Raw genomic sequence first — 17505 nt, 5'->3', positions numbered from 1 at the left:
GTGAATGGATGGAAGTATTTTTGTACATTTTTAGAAGAGATATAAAAATGTTATTTTAAGATAAACAAAAGGTTGTAAGCGTATTCTTTAAATCTTGTCAAAATAATGTCGAATTCATATTGTTGGAAAAATAATGCATTTGTAATATAATGATAAATGATACTTCACCAGCTTAATTAACTAGGTGAAATTAAAATCTTTATTACACACATTATGAAATAAAGGGATGATTAGTTTTGAGTACAGGTGTAAAAGCAAACGACGTGAAGACAAAAACAAAAGGAGCAGATCTTGTTGTTGATTGTTTAATTAAACAAGGTGTTACACATGTTTTCGGTATTCCAGGAGCAAAGATTGACTCTGTATTTGATGTATTGCAAGAAAGAGGACCAGAGTTAATCGTTTGTCGTCATGAACAAAATGCAGCATTTATGGCAGCTGCTATTGGTAGATTAACAGGGAAACCGGGCGTATGTCTTGTAACTTCAGGACCAGGGACATCAAATTTAGCGACAGGTCTTGTTACTGCGAATGCGGAGAGTGATCCCGTTGTTGCTTTAGCTGGTGCAGTACCGCGTACGGATCGATTAAAACGTACGCATCAATCTATGGATAATGCTGCACTATTCGAACCAATCACAAAATATAGCGTAGAAGTAGAGCATCCTGATAATGTGCCAGAAGCACTTAGTAATGCATTTCGAAGTGCGACTTCCACAAATCCGGGAGCTACTTTAGTAAGTCTTCCGCAAGACGTTATGACTGCGGAAACAACTGTAGAGTCTATCGGTGCGCTTTCTAAGCCACAGCTTGGAATCGCTCCCACAAATGATATTACATATGTAGTAGAAAAAATAAAATCAGCGAAATTACCAGTTATTTTACTCGGTATGAGAGCGAGCACAAATGAAGTGACGAAAGCTGTTCGTAAATTAATTGCGGATACAGAACTTCCTGTCGTTGAAACATATCAAGCAGCTGGTGCGATTTCACGTGAGTTAGAAGATCATTTCTTCGGCCGCGTTGGATTATTCCGTAACCAACCAGGTGATATTTTACTAGAAGAAGCAGACCTTGTGATTTCTATCGGTTATGATCCAATCGAGTATGATCCAAAGTTTTGGAATAAACTTGGCGACAGAACGATTATTCATCTTGACGACCATCAAGCAGATATCGACCATGATTACCAACCAGAGCGTGAATTAATTGGTGATATTGCCTTAACGGTAAATAGCATCGCGGAGAAATTACCGAAACTTGTATTAAGTACGAAATCAGAAGCGGTGTTAGAACGATTACGCGCAAAATTATCAGAACAAGCAGAAGTTCCGAACCGTGCTTCGGAGGGTGTTACGCACCCACTTCAAGTGATTCGTACACTTCGTTCTTTAATTAGTGACGATACAACTGTTACATGTGACATCGGTTCCCATTCTATTTGGATGGCGAGATGTTTCCGTTCTTATGAACCACGTAGATTATTATTTAGTAACGGCATGCAAACGTTAGGTGTTGCACTTCCTTGGGCAATCGCAGCTACTTTAGTAGAACCAGGTAAAAAAGTAGTTTCCGTATCAGGTGACGGTGGTTTCTTATTCTCAGCGATGGAGTTAGAAACGGCGGTACGTTTAAATTCTCCAATCGTCCATCTTGTTTGGAGAGACGGCACATATGATATGGTTGCATTCCAACAAATGATGAAATACGGCAGAACATCAGCTACAGAGTTTGGCGATGTTGATCTTGTGAAATATGCGGAAAGTTTCGGGGCGTTAGGTCTTCGTGTTAACACGCCTGATGAATTAGAAGGGGTATTAAAAGAAGCATTAGCAGCAGATGGTCCTGTCATTATTGATATTCCAATTGACTATCGTGACAATATTAAATTAAGCGAAAAATTATTACCAAACCAATTAAACTAATGGAGGCAGATTTGAGATGACTGTTGCGCAATTAATTGATATTGATGCAAAAAAAACGAAAACGAGTAATGAAGTATATCAAACATCTACAATGCTTGCGCTATTAGATGGTATATATGATGGTGTGATTAGCTTTGAAGATTTGAAAAAACATGGTGATTTTGGCATCGGCACATTTGATCAATTAGATGGTGAAATGATTGCATTTGATAATGAATTTTATCATTTACGTTCAGACGGTTCAGCAGAAAAAGTAGAACCAGAAGAAACAACACCATTTGCGACTGTAACGTTTTTTGAAAAAGAAATGAGTTATACGGTAGAGCGTCCGATGAATCGTGAAGAAGTTGAAGCATTATTACATGAATTAATGCCAAGTAAAAACTTATTTTACGGTATTCGAATGGACGGTACGTTCCGTGAAGTAAGAACGAGAACTGTTCCAAGACAAGAAAAACCGTATACACCGCTCGTTGAAGTGACGAAATCACAACCAATCTTTTCATTTGAAAATACAGAAGGTACGCTTGCTGGATTTTGGACACCAGATTATGCGCAAGGTATTGGTGTAGCTGGATTCCACTTACATTATATTGATGATGAAAGAAGCGGGGGTGGACATGTTTTCGACTATGTTATAGAAAACTGTACGATCCAAATTTGTCAAAAAGCTCATATGCATTTAGCACTTCCAGAAACAGCTGATTTTATGGCGGCTGAATTATCAAGAGAAAACTTAGAGGATAATATTGCAACTGCGGAAGGTGCAGAGTAAAAGAGAAGCCGATTCGGCTTCTCTTTTATTTTGAGTTACTCCCGATATGCGGAACAATGCTCATCAGAAATAGAATAGTTCTCTTTACCAGTGTTAAGGCTGATACTTCTACTAATTGATGTCCAAGCCCATCCCATACTGTAACAGTATATAAGGATGACCATTTAATATTCCCACGAGCGAGTCGGAAAGAATAATAGTCGTTATCTGTTGTTACTAAAACTTTGTTATAAATAATATTTTTCGTTTTTTTATTTTGTAAAATAAGGACAAAGTCTAGTTTATCTTCTTCTTTCGGAATTTGTAGTATTCTTGCTACAAACATTCCATTTGGGTTTTTCTTCGTTTCATATACTTTTTCTGATTCTATTTTTAGTTCAGGTTTGCCTCTCATAATCTCTCCCTTTAACATATGCTTACTTCTTTGAAACAAACGGATGCCCCTCATAATAAAAACGCCACGGATAATGTACAGCTTCTTCTGCATAGTCGATATTAATACGAGGTCCTGCTGCTATTTTATATTGTGATGATATGTGTTCATCTTTTGGGACGAGTTCAATATGTAATGTGTCACTTTGTAATGATAAGCCTCGTTCTTCTAAAGTAATTCCGAGGGCACGGCATAGTTTGCCAGGACCGTTTGTTAAATTTTTGTACTGCGCTTTTGTAATGTCTGTTTTGTTGTAGCGTGCTAGTTTTATTTCTTCTATTCCATTTACCGGCTCAAGGGCTCGAATGAGAACACCTTGCGGGGTGCCAACTGGTGCTGTAATAACGTTAAAACAATGATACATACCGTAAATTAAATATACGTAAGCATGCCCTGGTGCGCCAAACATGACTTCTGTGCGGTCTGTCCGTCTGCCGCCGTAACTATGTGCGGCCTTATCATCTGGGCCTTTATATGCTTCTACTTCTACAATGATTCCGCTTCGCTTTATTCCGTCTACAATATGAACGAGTTTTTGCCCGAGTAATTTTTTTGCTACTTCTAACGTATCGCCTTCATAAAAGGAAGGAGGTGCCTGCATTGTACTATCTCCTTTACTAAGTGTATATGTATATAGTAAACCAAATTTTCAGTAGTAATTCTAACTCGTTCTATTTATCGGGTGTATTTCATAAATTATGGATAGAGTACAACAGCGAAGAGGGGGAGTGCGACATGATTTATCGCTTACTAGCTCTTAATATAGATGGGACACTACTATACAACAATGGAAAAATTGCAAAAGGATTAAGAGAAACAATTGAATTTGTGAAAAGAAAAGATGTATACGTTACGTTATTTACGAGCCGTAATTTTCAATCCGCTCATAAAGTAGCAAAGGCGTTAAAATTAGATTCTATATTAGTGACACATGGTGGTGCTTTCGTTTCAGCAACGTTAGATAAGCCGTACGTTCAAAGAAGATTATCTGAAGAGAAGACTTTTAACATTGTGCAAGTGTTAGAGCACTTTGATTGTAACGTACGTATTTCTCATGAACGGTTTTCGATAGGAAATCGTGAGAGAAATACACCAAACTTAATTGCGCGCACTGTATTATCAAGCGCAGATCCGTTATTTTATCCAGTTCAATTTGTAGATTCGTTAGGTGACGCGCTTCGTGACCATCCGGTAGCGGCGCCAAAAATTGATGTTCTTTTCCAAACTAAGGGTGAAAAAGAAAGAGGGCTGAACACATTAAGAAAAGCATTCCAAGATGTAGAGTATGTTGAATGTGATTCAAAACGAATAGAAATCTTGCCGCAAAATGTATCAAAGTTACGCGGATTACAATTGCTTGGAGAGCATTTAAATATTTCGCTAAATGAAATGGTTGCGATTGGAGATAGTATGGAAGATTTAGAGGTTATTGAAAACGTGGGACTTGGTGTAGCGATGGGGAACGCACCTGTAGAGTTAAAGCAAGCAGCAGATTGGATTACACGTTCAAATAGTGAGAACGGTGTAGAGTACATGATTAAAGAGCATTTCCGTAAGCAATTCCCGCTTCCGTTTTTGAAGAATCATAAAAATACACCGAAACGATGAAAGAAAAACGTAGCTTTTTGGCTACGTTTTTTTTGTTGAGCTTATTAAAATGAATGAAAACGCTTTAAATTGTGAATTGTGTATGGGATTCATACAATTCACTTGAATCCTTTAGAAAACTAATGTAAAGTGAATGATGTTGTCAAAATAGTTACACCACATGAAATATTCTTCAGATTAATTTTATTGGGCTCCCATACGTAAAAGCATTTCCGCATGACAGTTTAGTTCACGTATTATTTCAAAAATGAATTGTAGTAATTTTATTAAGTAGTTGTAGCGTTCCTTTGTTGTATTTAAATGGATTATTTTAAGTTAATGTGAGTAAGACCTGGTACATATGAAATGTGCTTCTTTTTGTGATTTTAGGAAGTTTAAAAGGGGGAATGAATTTCTTGAGGAAATCATTTAATCAAAAAATTAAAAAGTTAAGTAGTAGTTTAATAGTTGTATTACTAATATGTATGAATTTTTTAATCCATTTACCATTTAAAGCAGAGGCAGCTACAACAGAGTTAAAAGGTTTAGGTGATGTATCTTATTACAACGCCATCATTTTTGGAGATCATAGTGCAACGAGTGCGGATATTGAAGGTGCGATGGCTGTTCAGAAAAATATGAACGCATCAAGTTATACAGTCGTAGCGGCTGCAACTGGAGCAAATAACTTAGCTGGAGCAACTTGGGTAGATGAAGGATATCCATCATTATTACTAGGCGGTCAATTTACGAAAGCGGGAGCAGGACAAGTAATTATTCAAGATGGAACAGTGGCGATGAAAAAAGACGGTGACCCAGATGGCGCAATGAAAACGTCATATGACCGTATCTCTTATAAAGAGCAAGCGGAGATTGATGCTAAGTTTAAAGAATTTAGAAAAGACGTTGATGGTGTAATTGGGGATGCAAGTAAACTACACACTGATAAGCCAAAACCTAATATGAGCTTTGGAATCGGTGAAGATGTAAACAACCCTAATATTTACGTCTCTTCAGGCCAGACGGGAAAGAAAGCATTTGATGTAAAAGACGTTTTTCTTCCGAATGTAGAGAATAAAGACTTTATTGTTATTTATTCAGATGCAGAAGAAGTGAGCTTTGGTGGCGGTGCAATTTTGTATGATACAAGAAATACTGGGATGGCGACGGATTTAATTAATACATCTCAAGCATATGACCCTAATTCATCTTTTACTGAGTTAGCTAGTAAGGTAATTTGGGTATTTCCTAATGCTACAAAGATAACAACTAAAGGTTATGGTGTAGTAGGTAGTGTGTTTGCACCTAATGCAGTTGTAGAAACAAAAGGTGGTTCTATTAATGGACAAGCCTATGTTGGAGGATTACACCAAAGAGATGGTTTTGAGGTTCATAACTTTAAATTTAACTGGCCAAAGTGGAATAAACCAGCAGCCGAAAAAGGAAATTTACAAATTAAAAAAGTTGATGAAAATGATAAAAACATTGTTTTAAAAGACGCAAAATTTGATGTTATAGACAAAGATAATAACGTTGTGGCTACTGTTACAACAAACGAAAAGGGTATTGCGGAAGTTAAAGATTTACCACTTGGTGACTATTTTGTAAAAGAAATAAATGCACCAGAAGGATATATAAAAGTTGATACACCAGTCAAAGTAACAATTGATAATACAAACGTAATTGAACTTGTTATGAAGAATACGAAAAAAGTAGAGAATGGCCAATTTAAATTATTGAAAAAAGATAGTGAATCTGGTCAACTTCTGCCAGGTGCAAAATTTGATGTTATCGATAAAGATGGGAAAGTTGTGGAAACAATTGTTACAGATGATAAAGGTGAAGCCTTATCGAAACGACTTCCAGTTGGAAGCTATACATTAAAAGAAGTAGAAGCACCGAAAGGATATGAATTATCATCTAGTTCAGTTTCTGTTGATGTAGAGGCTAATAAAGTATTGACTGTAGATGTGGTGAATAAAAAGATCCCCGAAAAAGTAACAGGTCAATTTGAAATCGTGAAAGTAGATGCGGAAGATAAAACGAAAGTATTATCAGACGCAGAATTCGAAGTATATAAAGATGGTAAAAAAGTAGATACGTTACGAACAGATAAAACTGGTAAAGTAGTTTCTCAGAAATTAGAACCAGGAAAGTACACATTAAAAGAAACGAAAGCACCACAAGGATATAAGTTGTTAAAAGAAGAAATTGAAGTCGTTGTGGAAGCGGACAAAGTAGTAGAAGTACAAGTAGAAAATGCAAAAGAACTAGGAAGCTTACAAGTAATCAAAAAGGATGCAGAGAGTGGAAGAGTTCTAGCAGGTGCAGAATTTAAACTGAAAAATGAAGCTGGTCAAGTAGTTGGAGAAGCGAAAACAACGAATAAAGACGGTGTTGTGAAATTCGAAAACGTAGTGCCAGGAAAGTACACGTTAGAGGAAACAAAAGCGCCAGAAGGCTATAAAGCGCTAGAAGTGACAGTAGAAGTGAACGTTGTAGCGAACGAAGTAGTAAAACAAGAAGTTACGAATGAAAAAGTAACGGGTCAATTCGAAATCGTGAAAGTAGATGCGGAAGATAAAACGAAAGTATTATCAGACGCAGAATTCGAAGTGTATAAAGACAGCAAGAAAGTAGATACGTTACGAACAGATAAAACTGGTAAAGTAATTTCTCAGAAATTAGAACCAGGAACATACACATTAAAAGAAACGAAAGCACCACAAGGATATAAGTTGTTAAAAGAAGAAATTGAAGTCGTTGTGGAAGCAAACAAAGTAGTAGAAGTACAAATAGAAAACGCAAAAGAACTAGGAAGCTTACAAGTAATCAAAAAGGATGCAGAGAGTGGAAAAGTTCTAGCAGGTGCAGAATTTAAATTAAAGAACGAAGCTGGTCAAGTAGTTGGAGAAGCGAAAACAACGAATAAAGACGGCGTTGTGAAATTCGAAAGCTTAGTGCCAGGAAAGTATACGTTAGAAGAAACGAAAGCGCCGGAAGGTTATAAGGCGTTAGAAGTAACAGTAGAAGTAAATGTTGTAGCAAATGAAGTAGTAAAACAAGAGGTTATGAATGAAAAAGTAACAGGTCAATTTGAAATTATGAAAGTAGATGCAGAAGATAAAGCGAAAGTATTATCAGATGCAGAATTCGAAGTGTATAAGGATGGTAAAAAAGTAGATACGTTACGAACAGATAAAACTGGTAAAGTAATTTCTCAGAAATTAGAGCCAGGAACATACACATTAAAAGAAACGAAAGCACCACAAGGATATAAGTTGTTAAAAGAAGAAATTGAAGTCGTTGTGGAAGCAAACAAAGTAGTAGAAGTACAAATAGAAAACGCAAAAGAACTAGGAAGCTTACAAGTAATCAAAAAGGATGCAGAGAGTGGAAAAGTTCTAGCAGGTGCAGAATTTAAATTAAAGAACGAAGCTGGTCAAGTAGTTGGAGAAGCGAAAACAACGAATAAAGACGGCGTTGTGAAATTCGAAAGCTTAGTGCCAGGAAAGTATACGTTAGAAGAAACGAAAGCGCCGGAAGGTTATAAAGCGCTAGAAGTAACAGTAGACGTAAATGTTGTAGCAAATGAAGTAGTAAAACAAGAAGTTATGAATGAAAAAATGAAAGAAGAAATTACAGGTCAATTAGAAATTACAAAGGTAGATGCTAATAATACAAATAAAATATTAGCAGGCGCAGTGTTTGAAATTTGGAAAGACGGAACAAAAATCGATACATTAACAGCAAATAAGAGCGGTAAAGCGACTTCTAAGAAGTTAGAACCAGGAGATTACACTTTAAAAGAAATCCAAGCGCCAGAAGGATATACTTTATCCGATAAGGAAATGAAATTTACGATTTCTAATGAAAAAATTGAAGTTGTAAAGCTTCAAATTACAAATAAAAAAGATACAGAAAAAGGGCCGGAAAAACCAGGTGAAGGAACAGAAAAACCAGGTGAAGGAACAGAAAAACCAGGTGAAGGAACAGAAAAACCAGGTGAAGGAACAGAAAAGCCAGGTGAGGGAGTAGAAAAACCTAATTTACCAGAAAAAGGACAAGGTTCTTCTAATAATCAACAACTTCCAGCTACAGGACACAATACGAATTACGTTCCATTCATCGGTTTTATGCTTCTGCTACTAGGAATACGTTTAAGATTCATGGCTAAAAATAGTTAAAAGATGTATAAAAGGCATCAGAGATATATAATCTCTGATGCCTTTTTAAGTGAATACAGATAAAATGAAAATATCTATATGGAATGATAAATATTTTAAGCTTCAATTACGTTAAGCATTCTGTTTATAAATGCAGCTGCGTGTGCACGTTGTGATGGTCCTTTTGGTACGAATTGATTAAATTCATTACCTTTTACAATTCCATATCCATACACTCTTTGTACTTCTTCTTTAGCGTAAATTAAGTTTTGGTCTACGAATGGTAGTTCAACTTGTTTTGCAAAAATACCAGCGTGTTTTAGAGAACGATCGATCATAATAACAGCTTCTTCGCGTGTAATTGTAGTATTTGGATCAAATGTATTATCACCACGTCCGCGGATTATACCTGCGCTTGCTGCACGATTAATACCGTCTCTTAAAGATGGGTGTACTTGTTCTAAGTCTGTGAACTTAGCATTTCCACTTGGTAATTGTAAAGCACGAGTAATTAATGTAGCAAATTCAGCACGCGTTACAAGACGTTCTGGGAAGTACTTGCCGTTCCCTTCTCCTTGCATAATGCCTCTAGCTGCTAATTGACGAATGTCTTGTTCATACCATCCACCTGTAATGTCATCAGTTACGGGATTTTTTTGGTTTTCCTTATAGTATGTTTCAGTTCCTTTTAAGAAAGCATTCCATTGTCCGCGTTGAATCATAAACGCAGGGCAGTTTTTTCCTGACCAAAATTGATGTTTTTGGACCTTATCTAGAGAAATATTTAAGTCGTTCATTAAATAAGCTGCCAATTTACGGGCATTTTCTACCGCTTTTTCATAGTTTCCATCTTGATTAACGGCAATTTCAATTCCGATAGATTCATAGTTTCCAGTTTTATTTCCAGCATGCCATCCAACTTCATTTACCGGAAGATGTTGATAAATTTCTTTATCATCTACTGTGAAATGCCAAGATGCGGCGCGATCAGCTGTTCCGCGTGCTTGGTTATCTAAGAATTTTGCATGATTTAGAGCATTAGCACCTTTCGCTGTATTAGCCGTTTCGTGAATCGTAATATATTTAGGTACCATCGGGTAGCCAGGGCGAATATCGTCATTTCCTTTTGGGACAATCATTTCTTTAAATGTAACGCCATAAATATTGTTTGTTTGTAGAGCTTCCGGAGCTCTCAATAAACTATTTTTAGCAGTACGACTGTTTTTTAGTAATGAAGCTTTTGTACCTTCAAATGTAGCAGAAGGTGCATAAATCCATTTTGCTGTTTCGTTTATTTGGACTTTAAACCAATTTCCAGCTTGTTCAGTAGGAGTAATGACTTGTGGCTCTAGTTTCCCTTCTTCTTTAAACGATTGGAACGGAAGGGCATGTATGGAAGCTTCTTCTTTTACGATTAATTTTTGGTTAGATAGTTTATGAATCTCTTGAACTTCTAAGCTATTATCATTGTTATCTATCCATCCAGCGCCAGTTGGCGTCGTTATGTAGTAAGCATTTCCTTTTTTCTTTGTCGCCGTTACGACTTGTTCTGTAATCTCGATATTCGATTTGTTTTTTAAATCATTCGCGGTATATAATGAATGTTTTTTTGAAGTGTATAGTAGGAATTGGCCAGTAACCTCGATATCTTCTTCATGAGTACTATGCTCATTAACATGCTCCTTAATACTTTTAAAAACTTGATCCTCCGTATATACTTCGGCGGATTTTTCAGCACTCTCTGCAAATGAATAAGTAGGTGCAAGAACAGTTTGTAATGCAAGAGAGAGAGTTAATACACTATAAAATTTCTTTTTCATATTTTTTTTAACACATTAGATTATAAAATCTAGTGTTAACATTCCTCCTTTATATATTGTATTTTCGCTATGTAACGATTTTTTGTACTAATAAATTTTAACAAGAGAAAATCATGATGTCTATATACATGAGCGATATTCATAAAAAGAATTATTTGAAAAAATGTAAGAGAAACAGGTAAAACCTTCTGTATTGACCTGTAAACGCCCTTCAAGTAAACTAAAGAGAGTTTGCAAATGAAAAGGTGATAATGTGTTAATTTCAATTAAAACGTTACAAGATGATCGTTTTTTACGTCCGCTACAAAATATTGGCGGCTTATTTTTTGAAGATAGTACGATTGGATTTGAACAAGAGGAAGCGAATCTGATCGTTGATATACACATTGAGGATAATGTGAAAGCATCCGCTCGATTAACGGATGTTAGCACAGGAAATGTGTATGAAGAAACATTCTCGAAAGATTTATCTGCTTTCACAGATGAAAAAGAGCGTATGAAGCAAGTGAAGCACGTTGTTTCTTATGTATATCTTTCTGTTCTTCAGCAGTTAACTGGACTTGAACAAAGCTGGGGTATTTTAACGGGAGTACGTCCGACGAAACTTCTTCATAAAATGCTTCAAAATGGTATGTCAAAAGAAGAAGCGCATCAAGAACTTCGTGAAAGTTATTTAATTCATGAAGAGAAAATTGAACTTCTTCAGCGTATTGTTGATTGCCAATTAGCAGTTGTTCCGGATTTATACCGTTTGAAAGAAGAAGTAAGTATTTATATCGGTATTCCGTTTTGCCCAACGAAATGTGCATACTGTACATTCCCGGCTTATGCGATTAATGGACGCCAAGGGTCTGTTGATTCGTTCTTAGGTGGTTTACATTATGAAGTTCGTGAAATTGGTAAGTTTTTAAAAGAAAAAGGTGTGAAAGTTACGACGATTTATTATGGCGGCGGTACACCTACAAGTATTACAGCAGAAGAGATGGATATGCTGTATGAAGAAATGTACGAAGCGTTCCCAGACGTGAAAAATGTACGTGAAGTAACAGTTGAGGCAGGTCGTCCAGATACGATCACGCCAGCAAAGCTAGAAGTGTTAAATAAATGGAACATTGACCGTATTAGTATTAATCCGCAGTCATATCATCAAGAGACACTAAAAGCAATTGGACGTCATCATACTGTAGAAGAAACAATTGAGAAATACCATTTAGCTCGTGAAATGGGAATGAACAATATTAATATGGACTTAATTATTGGTCTTCCTGGTGAAGGGTTAGATATCTTCAAGCATACGTTAGATGAAACAGAAAAGTTAATGCCAGAATCATTAACAGTTCATACGTTATCATTTAAACGTGCTTCTGAAATGACGCAAAACAAACGTAAATATAAAGTAGCAGGTCGCGAAGAAATTACAGCGATGATGCACGAAGCAGAAGAGTGGACGCAAAAGCATAATTACGTACCATATTACCTATATCGTCAAAAGAATATTTTAGGTAACTTAGAGAACGTTGGTTATGCAATGCCGACGCAAGAAAGTATTTACAACATTGTCATTATGGAAGAAGTACAATCAATTATCGGACTTGGTTGCGGTGCATCAAGTAAATTTGTTCATCCGAAGACGGGGGCAATTACGCACTTCGCGAATCCGAAAGATCCAAAATCATATAACGATGGCTTCGTAAAATATACAGAAGATAAATTGAAAATTTTAGAAGAGCTATTCGCATAAGAAGAAAGAGGTTGTTCCGAGTCGGAACAACCTCTTTTTATCCTGCAGTAACGGGGGCCGATTATATCTTGTCAGTTTTTGTCGGTAAGTCGATATATTCGAAAAATCGCCGATATAATTTCATTTACCGTCTAGTGGTATCGTATGTAAAACTATGTCGATAATAATCAGAAAAATTAGTCAAAACATTGAAGGACAATGTCTACTTATAGACGAAATGATAGATTTATGAAAGAGAAAAGGGGGAAATTGTTGGCATGTACATGACGATAGGGAGAATTTTTGATTTATCTGTTGGTAAGTATACGAATAAAGAGGCGTTAGTGGAACCTGAAAAAAATATTCGCTGGACATATAAACAGTGGGATGAACAAATAAATAAAACGGCACACGCTTTATTAGAAGACGGAGTAAGAAAGGGAGATACAGTATCTGTTTACTTATATAACTGTCATGAATTTGTAAACGTTTACTTAGCTTGTGCGAAGATTGGTGCAATTTTTAACCCGATTAACTTTCGCTTAAAGGCGAAAGAAGTATCTTATATTCTTCAGGACGCATCCTCGAAAGTCGTTGTCTTTGAAAAAGCAGTTGAGTCAACTGTTGCTATAATTGAAAGAGATTTTCCAAATACATCTTTTTGGTCTATAGAAAACGACAAACCTTCCTATGCAAGTTCCTACCATGAAAAAGTGAATGCAGCATCTTCTGAGAAAGTAAATATCGAAATTGATGAAATGGATTTTTGTTCTATGCTTTATACGAGCGGTACGACAGGTCATCCGAAAGGCGTGTTACATCGTCATCGTGAAATGGCTGAGCATAGTATGATTTGTACGTATTTCCTAAAATATAATAGAGATAGCGTTGGGCTTGTTGTTGCGCCTTTATATCACTGTGGTGAATTAAATGCCGGAATCATACCACGCATTCAAGTTGGTGGGAAGAATATTATTTTACATCATTTTGATACAGACACAGTATTACATACGATTCAAGAAGAAAAGATTACGACGTTCTTTGCAGCACCGACGATGTGGAATATGTTGTTGCAAAAAGATTTAACTCAGTATGATGTAACTTCAATGAAAATCGGTATATATGGCGGAGCGGCAATGGCACCGGCGTTAGTGAAGGAATGTAAAGAACGTCTTTATATTGACCTTGTTCAAATATACGGAATGACAGAAATGGGACCAGTTGTGGCATTTCTCGTAGAGGAGGATCAAATTACGAAAGCTGGTTCAGCAGGCACACCATGCTTTAGTCATGAAGTTCGTATTGTGAAACCGAACGAGGATGCACCGGCAGAACCAGATGATGTATTACCTCCTTATGAAGTAGGAGAAATTATTTTACGCGGCCCAACTATGATGGCTGGCTATCATAATCGCGAAGAGGCAAATAAAAAATCGATGTATAAAGGATGGTATCATTCTGGTGATTTAGGATACTTTGATAAGGATGGTTATTTATTCGTTGCAGATCGTGTTGATGATATGGTAATTAGCGGTGGCGTAAATATTTACCCTCGTGAAATTGAAGATTTCCTTCATAGTCATCCCGGTATATTAGATGTGGCGGTACTTGGTGAGCCAGATGAATTATGGGGAGAGCGTGTTGTGGCAGTTATTGTGAAGAAAGATGAAACAATAACAGAAGCTGATTTAGAAACGTATTGCAAAGAAAGTGACGAATTAGCAGATTATAAGCGTCCACGTCATTATTTATTTGTAGATGAACTTCCGCGTAATGCGAGCGGGAAGTTGCAGAAGTTTGTGCTGAGGGAGTCACTGAAAGGTGCGAAAAAATAGAAAATGAAGGATACCCCATATCTATGGGGTTTTCGTCTCTTTTTCTGTAAGAGATTAAACAGAAGAAACAATATCTTTGTTAATTCTTAAATGTCCTGTTCTTTTGTAGAGGTTGGGAATTAAGTGAATATCAGTCACTTTATATTTACTTAATTCTCATTTCTTCTTGGTGAAGGTTAATTAGCGCATTTGAAATAAGGTGGAAAAACAAAATGGATGTAATGTCCAAAAAGAAAAGACACCTTAAGGTGCCTCTCTCCGACTTGAACCATTTCATTTCATACGAATCGGAATCTATCCGTATTACCATTACCCCTTTGTTATGAGTGTAAACACACACTATAAAGCAGAATCGTCTATATACACTAGATTGTTAGTTCACAAAAGACAAGAGATTTGAGATCAATATCGAAGTGACGCCACATCCCCTATAATAATTGATATGTTACGCCTTTTAAAAGAATCTGCTTTATAGAACGTGCCCACAAGTTATATTTTACTACATGTAATATTCATTTAGTGTATTTTTTAATGAATATGTATAATTACATAAACTGTATGAAAAAAAGAGAGTATACTCTAACATTTTGTAATAAAGATAAAGCCCGCTTACGGAATAGTGGGCTTTTCTTACTTTTTATAGATATTTATTCCAATTATATTATCAGATGAATCTAAACGAATATAAACGTCAGCTGATAAAAGGTGTGCATTATATATTCGTTGTTTATATGTTGATATCTCGAAGCGTTTTCCATTTAATTCACATTCTAGAATAATCATATCGCCATGTTCTTTCCAATTTATTAATTTAGCAGTTGTATTCATATAAACCTCCTCTGAATCATTTTATGAAAATTAATAGAGTTAGTGTGAGAAAGGAGTTTATATAACAAAAAAAGACACCTTAAGTGTCTTTTTTGATTACTATAAAAGTCGTTCAATGAAATAGGTTTCTATTTTTATTTACGTGAAAACCCTTCTTCATCAAGGTATTCCGCAGCTTCTGGATAAGAGTTGAATGTACCGTCTAAGTTTACACCAGCGTACACGTTCCACATGTCATCCTCTGAAATAAGAGTAAGAATATGACCATCTTCGTTCTGCCATTCTTCTTCTTTCGCAGGTTCTACAGGTGCTACTACTTCTTCTTGTGATAGAAGGTCAATTGATTTCTCAATTACTGAACGTAACTCTTCTGCTGAAAACTCACGGATGTTAACCATACCTTTATCATCCGTTTTGTAACCTTTAATACCGCTTGCATACACAAATCCATTTCCATTTGGGTGTAAATGAAATACAACGTTCTTTTTATCTAAACGACTTTCTTCAAAGTGGAAGTTTACACGTTTTAATGATACGTTCTTTCTTTCTAGTTCTGGGAAAGATTCAATAATCGATAATTTTTCTTCAAAAGTTAGCATAGTGCCTCCAAGTATATAGTAAAAGATTTAATTTGTTCATTATAGCATAGTTGCAATTGTTTCCAAAGATAAGGGGGAAACTTTTCATTGAATACGTTTACGTCACGAGAATGTAAAAAGTGAGCTAACGAATGTATCTTTTTAGGTGTACAATGGAACATGGACTTTATACAAAGGTGGTTTTTTTATGTTTCAAAAAATAGCAAAGGAATGTTTAGCAGGATTTACTGTTGCGATTGTTGCGTTACCACTTGCGATTGCATTTGGTATTGCTGCGACAGGAACGTCTGAGGGAGCGCTTGTTGGATTGTATGGTGCGATTTTTGCAGGTTTATTCGCAGCGTTATTTGGCGGGACACCTGGGCAAGTAACGGGGCCAACTGGACCAATTACCGTTATCGCAACAGGAGTTATTGCGACGCACGGGTTAGAGGCAAGTTTTATTGCCTTTATGATGGCAGGGTTATTTCAAATTTTATTCGGTGTATGTAAGCTCGGTTCTTACGTTCGATATATTCCGTATCCTGTCGTTTCAGGATTTATGAATGGTATTGCATTAATCATTATTTTAGGCGAAATAAAGCACGTACAAAATAGTTTTCTACTTGTTGTGTTAACGATTATTGTAATGATTGTTTCTGGTAAATGGATTAAGGCGATTCCGTCTAGTTTAGTAGCACTAGTCGGTGTGACAGCTTTGCTACCTTTATTTTCTTCCCTACTCGAAGGACTTACAGTAAATTTACCGATTATCGGAAATCTTTCATTAAACAAAGTAATTGAAAAGATTGGAACCATTCCAGAAGCGATGCCTACGCTTCATATTCCATCTTTAAGTGGAACAGGAATAGCAGCACTTATTTTACCAGCGCTTAGTATTGCTTTATTAGGATCGATTGACTCGTTGTTAACATCGGTCGTAATGGATAATGTGACAGGTACACGTCATAAAAGTAATAAAGAGCTCGTTGGACAAGGTATCGGTAATATGATGAGCGGATTGTTTGGCGGATTAGCAGGTGCAGGTGCGACTGTAAGGTCTATCGTGAATATAAGAAGTGGCGGTAAAACGGCACTTTCGGCATGTATGCATAGTGTTATCTTATTCATTTTTATTATGGGTCTTGGTTCGGTCGTACAATATATTCCACTTGCTGTATTATCAGGTATTTTAATTTTAACTGGTATTGGAATGTTCGATTGGGGAAGCATGAAAAAGATGCATGTCGCTCCTAAAGGTGATGTCGTTGTTATGCTCGTAACGATGATTGTAACGGTGAAGTTCGATTTAATGATTGCTGTTGCATTCGGTATTATTCTTTCGTTCATCATATATATAGTGAAATGTAAAGAACGCAAAGCTTCTATCGTAAAAGAAAAAGAAGAAACGTACACAATTCAAGGACCGCTCTCTTTCCTATCAGTAGATCGTATTTTCTCTACTTTACAAGATGTGAAGTCACCGGTTGTTTTACGTATGAAAGATGTGCGTTATATGGATGTATCAGGAGCTATGGCATTATTAAATTTTGTTGAGCAATCAAATAAAGTAGGAGCAAGTGTAAAGCTTGAGCAAGTACATCCGAGTATTGAAAAAACAATCATAGTAATGGCAAGCGATGAACAGAAAGAACAATTGAAAATCTTAAGTGTTTAGATGGTAATTAGAATATCTCACAATTTTACATACATTATAATGTAGAGTTGTGGGATATTCTTATAATGTTTTTAGTAATATGTACTGCAGTGATAGAGAAGAGCTCTTTTTGAGTAAAGAAAACAGTTATAATGTGTACATATAATGGAAGGAATTAGAA

The 17505-nt window shown here is 36.1% G+C and carries 11 protein-coding genes and 1 pseudogene; 7 read left to right on the top strand and 5 right to left on the bottom strand.

The genetic code is table 11. The features are described from left to right. The first annotated feature begins 236 nt into the window (after positions 1-236). On the top strand, positions 237-1925 hold the full coding sequence (gene alsS, locus ACO6VI_RS26060) for an acetolactate synthase AlsS (protein WP_023521267.1): 1689 nt from the start codon (positions 237-239) through the stop codon (positions 1923-1925). A gap of 16 nt (positions 1926-1941) precedes the next feature. Then, positions 1942-2700 carry an alpha-acetolactate decarboxylase gene (gene alsD, locus ACO6VI_RS26055; protein WP_000215024.1) on the top strand — a complete coding sequence of 253 codons (759 nt, stop codon included), beginning with the start codon at positions 1942-1944 and terminating at the stop codon, positions 2698-2700. A 35-nt stretch (positions 2701-2735) separates the two neighbouring features. Here alsD and ACO6VI_RS26050 read toward each other — a convergent pair. Both ACO6VI_RS26050 and ACO6VI_RS26045 read right to left on the bottom strand, forming a co-directional pair. Beyond that, a pseudogene (locus ACO6VI_RS26050) lies at positions 2736-3094 on the bottom strand (hypothetical protein). A 22-nt stretch (positions 3095-3116) separates the two neighbouring features. Continuing rightward, on the bottom strand, positions 3117-3734 hold the full coding sequence (locus ACO6VI_RS26045) for a DNA-3-methyladenine glycosylase (RefSeq protein ID WP_001148798.1): 618 nt from the start codon (positions 3732-3734) through the stop codon (positions 3117-3119). 134 nt (positions 3735-3868) lie between these two features. On the opposite strand from ACO6VI_RS26045, the gene ACO6VI_RS26040 reads away from it, so the two are divergent. Both ACO6VI_RS26040 and ACO6VI_RS26035 read left to right on the top strand, forming a co-directional pair. Then, positions 3869-4741: a Cof-type HAD-IIB family hydrolase gene (locus ACO6VI_RS26040; RefSeq protein ID WP_000640430.1), complete on the top strand. Its 873-nt coding sequence runs from the start codon at positions 3869-3871 to the stop codon at positions 4739-4741. 395 nt (positions 4742-5136) lie between these two features. Then, positions 5137-8907, top strand: a complete 3771-nt coding sequence (locus tag ACO6VI_RS26035; RefSeq protein WP_422424415.1) for an MSCRAMM family protein — start codon at positions 5137-5139, stop codon at positions 8905-8907. Positions 8908-9002: 95 nt separating this feature from the next. Here the strand turns inward: ACO6VI_RS26035 and ACO6VI_RS26030 are convergent, their stop codons facing one another. Further along, on the bottom strand, positions 9003-10706 hold the full coding sequence (locus tag ACO6VI_RS26030) for an S-layer homology domain-containing protein (RefSeq protein WP_063546573.1): 1704 nt from the start codon (positions 10704-10706) through the stop codon (positions 9003-9005). Positions 10707-10959: 253 nt separating this feature from the next. Here ACO6VI_RS26030 and ACO6VI_RS26025 point away from each other — a divergent pair, with 253 nt between their 5' ends. Both ACO6VI_RS26025 and ACO6VI_RS26020 read left to right on the top strand, forming a co-directional pair. Continuing rightward, the gene (locus tag ACO6VI_RS26025) at positions 10960-12447 is read left to right on the top strand and encodes a coproporphyrinogen III oxidase (protein ID WP_000908776.1); all 1488 of its coding nucleotides are present in this window, start codon (positions 10960-10962) and stop codon (positions 12445-12447) included. Between the two features lie 257 nt (positions 12448-12704). Continuing rightward, positions 12705-14261, top strand: a complete 1557-nt coding sequence (locus ACO6VI_RS26020; protein ID WP_422424382.1) for a fatty acid--CoA ligase — start codon at positions 12705-12707, stop codon at positions 14259-14261. A gap of 630 nt (positions 14262-14891) precedes the next feature. On the opposite strand, the gene ACO6VI_RS26015 is transcribed toward ACO6VI_RS26020, so the two are convergent. Together ACO6VI_RS26015 and ACO6VI_RS26010 are read right to left on the bottom strand one after the other, a co-directional pair. Beyond that, positions 14892-15089 (bottom strand): hypothetical protein, encoded by a 198-nt coding sequence (locus ACO6VI_RS26015; protein ID WP_001098258.1) that lies wholly within the window; start codon positions 15087-15089, stop codon positions 14892-14894. Positions 15090-15223: 134 nt separating this feature from the next. Beyond that, positions 15224-15688 carry a hypothetical protein gene (locus ACO6VI_RS26010; RefSeq protein WP_000954998.1) on the bottom strand — a complete coding sequence of 155 codons (465 nt, stop codon included), beginning with the start codon at positions 15686-15688 and terminating at the stop codon, positions 15224-15226. 187 nt (positions 15689-15875) lie between these two features. Between ACO6VI_RS26010 and ACO6VI_RS26005 the strand changes: the two genes are divergently transcribed. Further along, the gene (locus tag ACO6VI_RS26005) at positions 15876-17345 is read left to right on the top strand and encodes a SulP family inorganic anion transporter (protein ID WP_000486667.1); all 1470 of its coding nucleotides are present in this window, start codon (positions 15876-15878) and stop codon (positions 17343-17345) included. The last annotated feature ends 160 nt before the right edge of the window (positions 17346-17505 follow it).

The sequence above is a fragment of the Bacillus sp. PSXD-155 genome (assembly GCF_049310765.1).
In the GTDB taxonomy this organism is placed as follows: domain Bacteria; phylum Bacillota; class Bacilli; order Bacillales; family Bacillaceae_G; genus Bacillus_A; species Bacillus_A cereus.
This window is presented reverse-complemented; position numbering and strand designations above follow the sequence as displayed.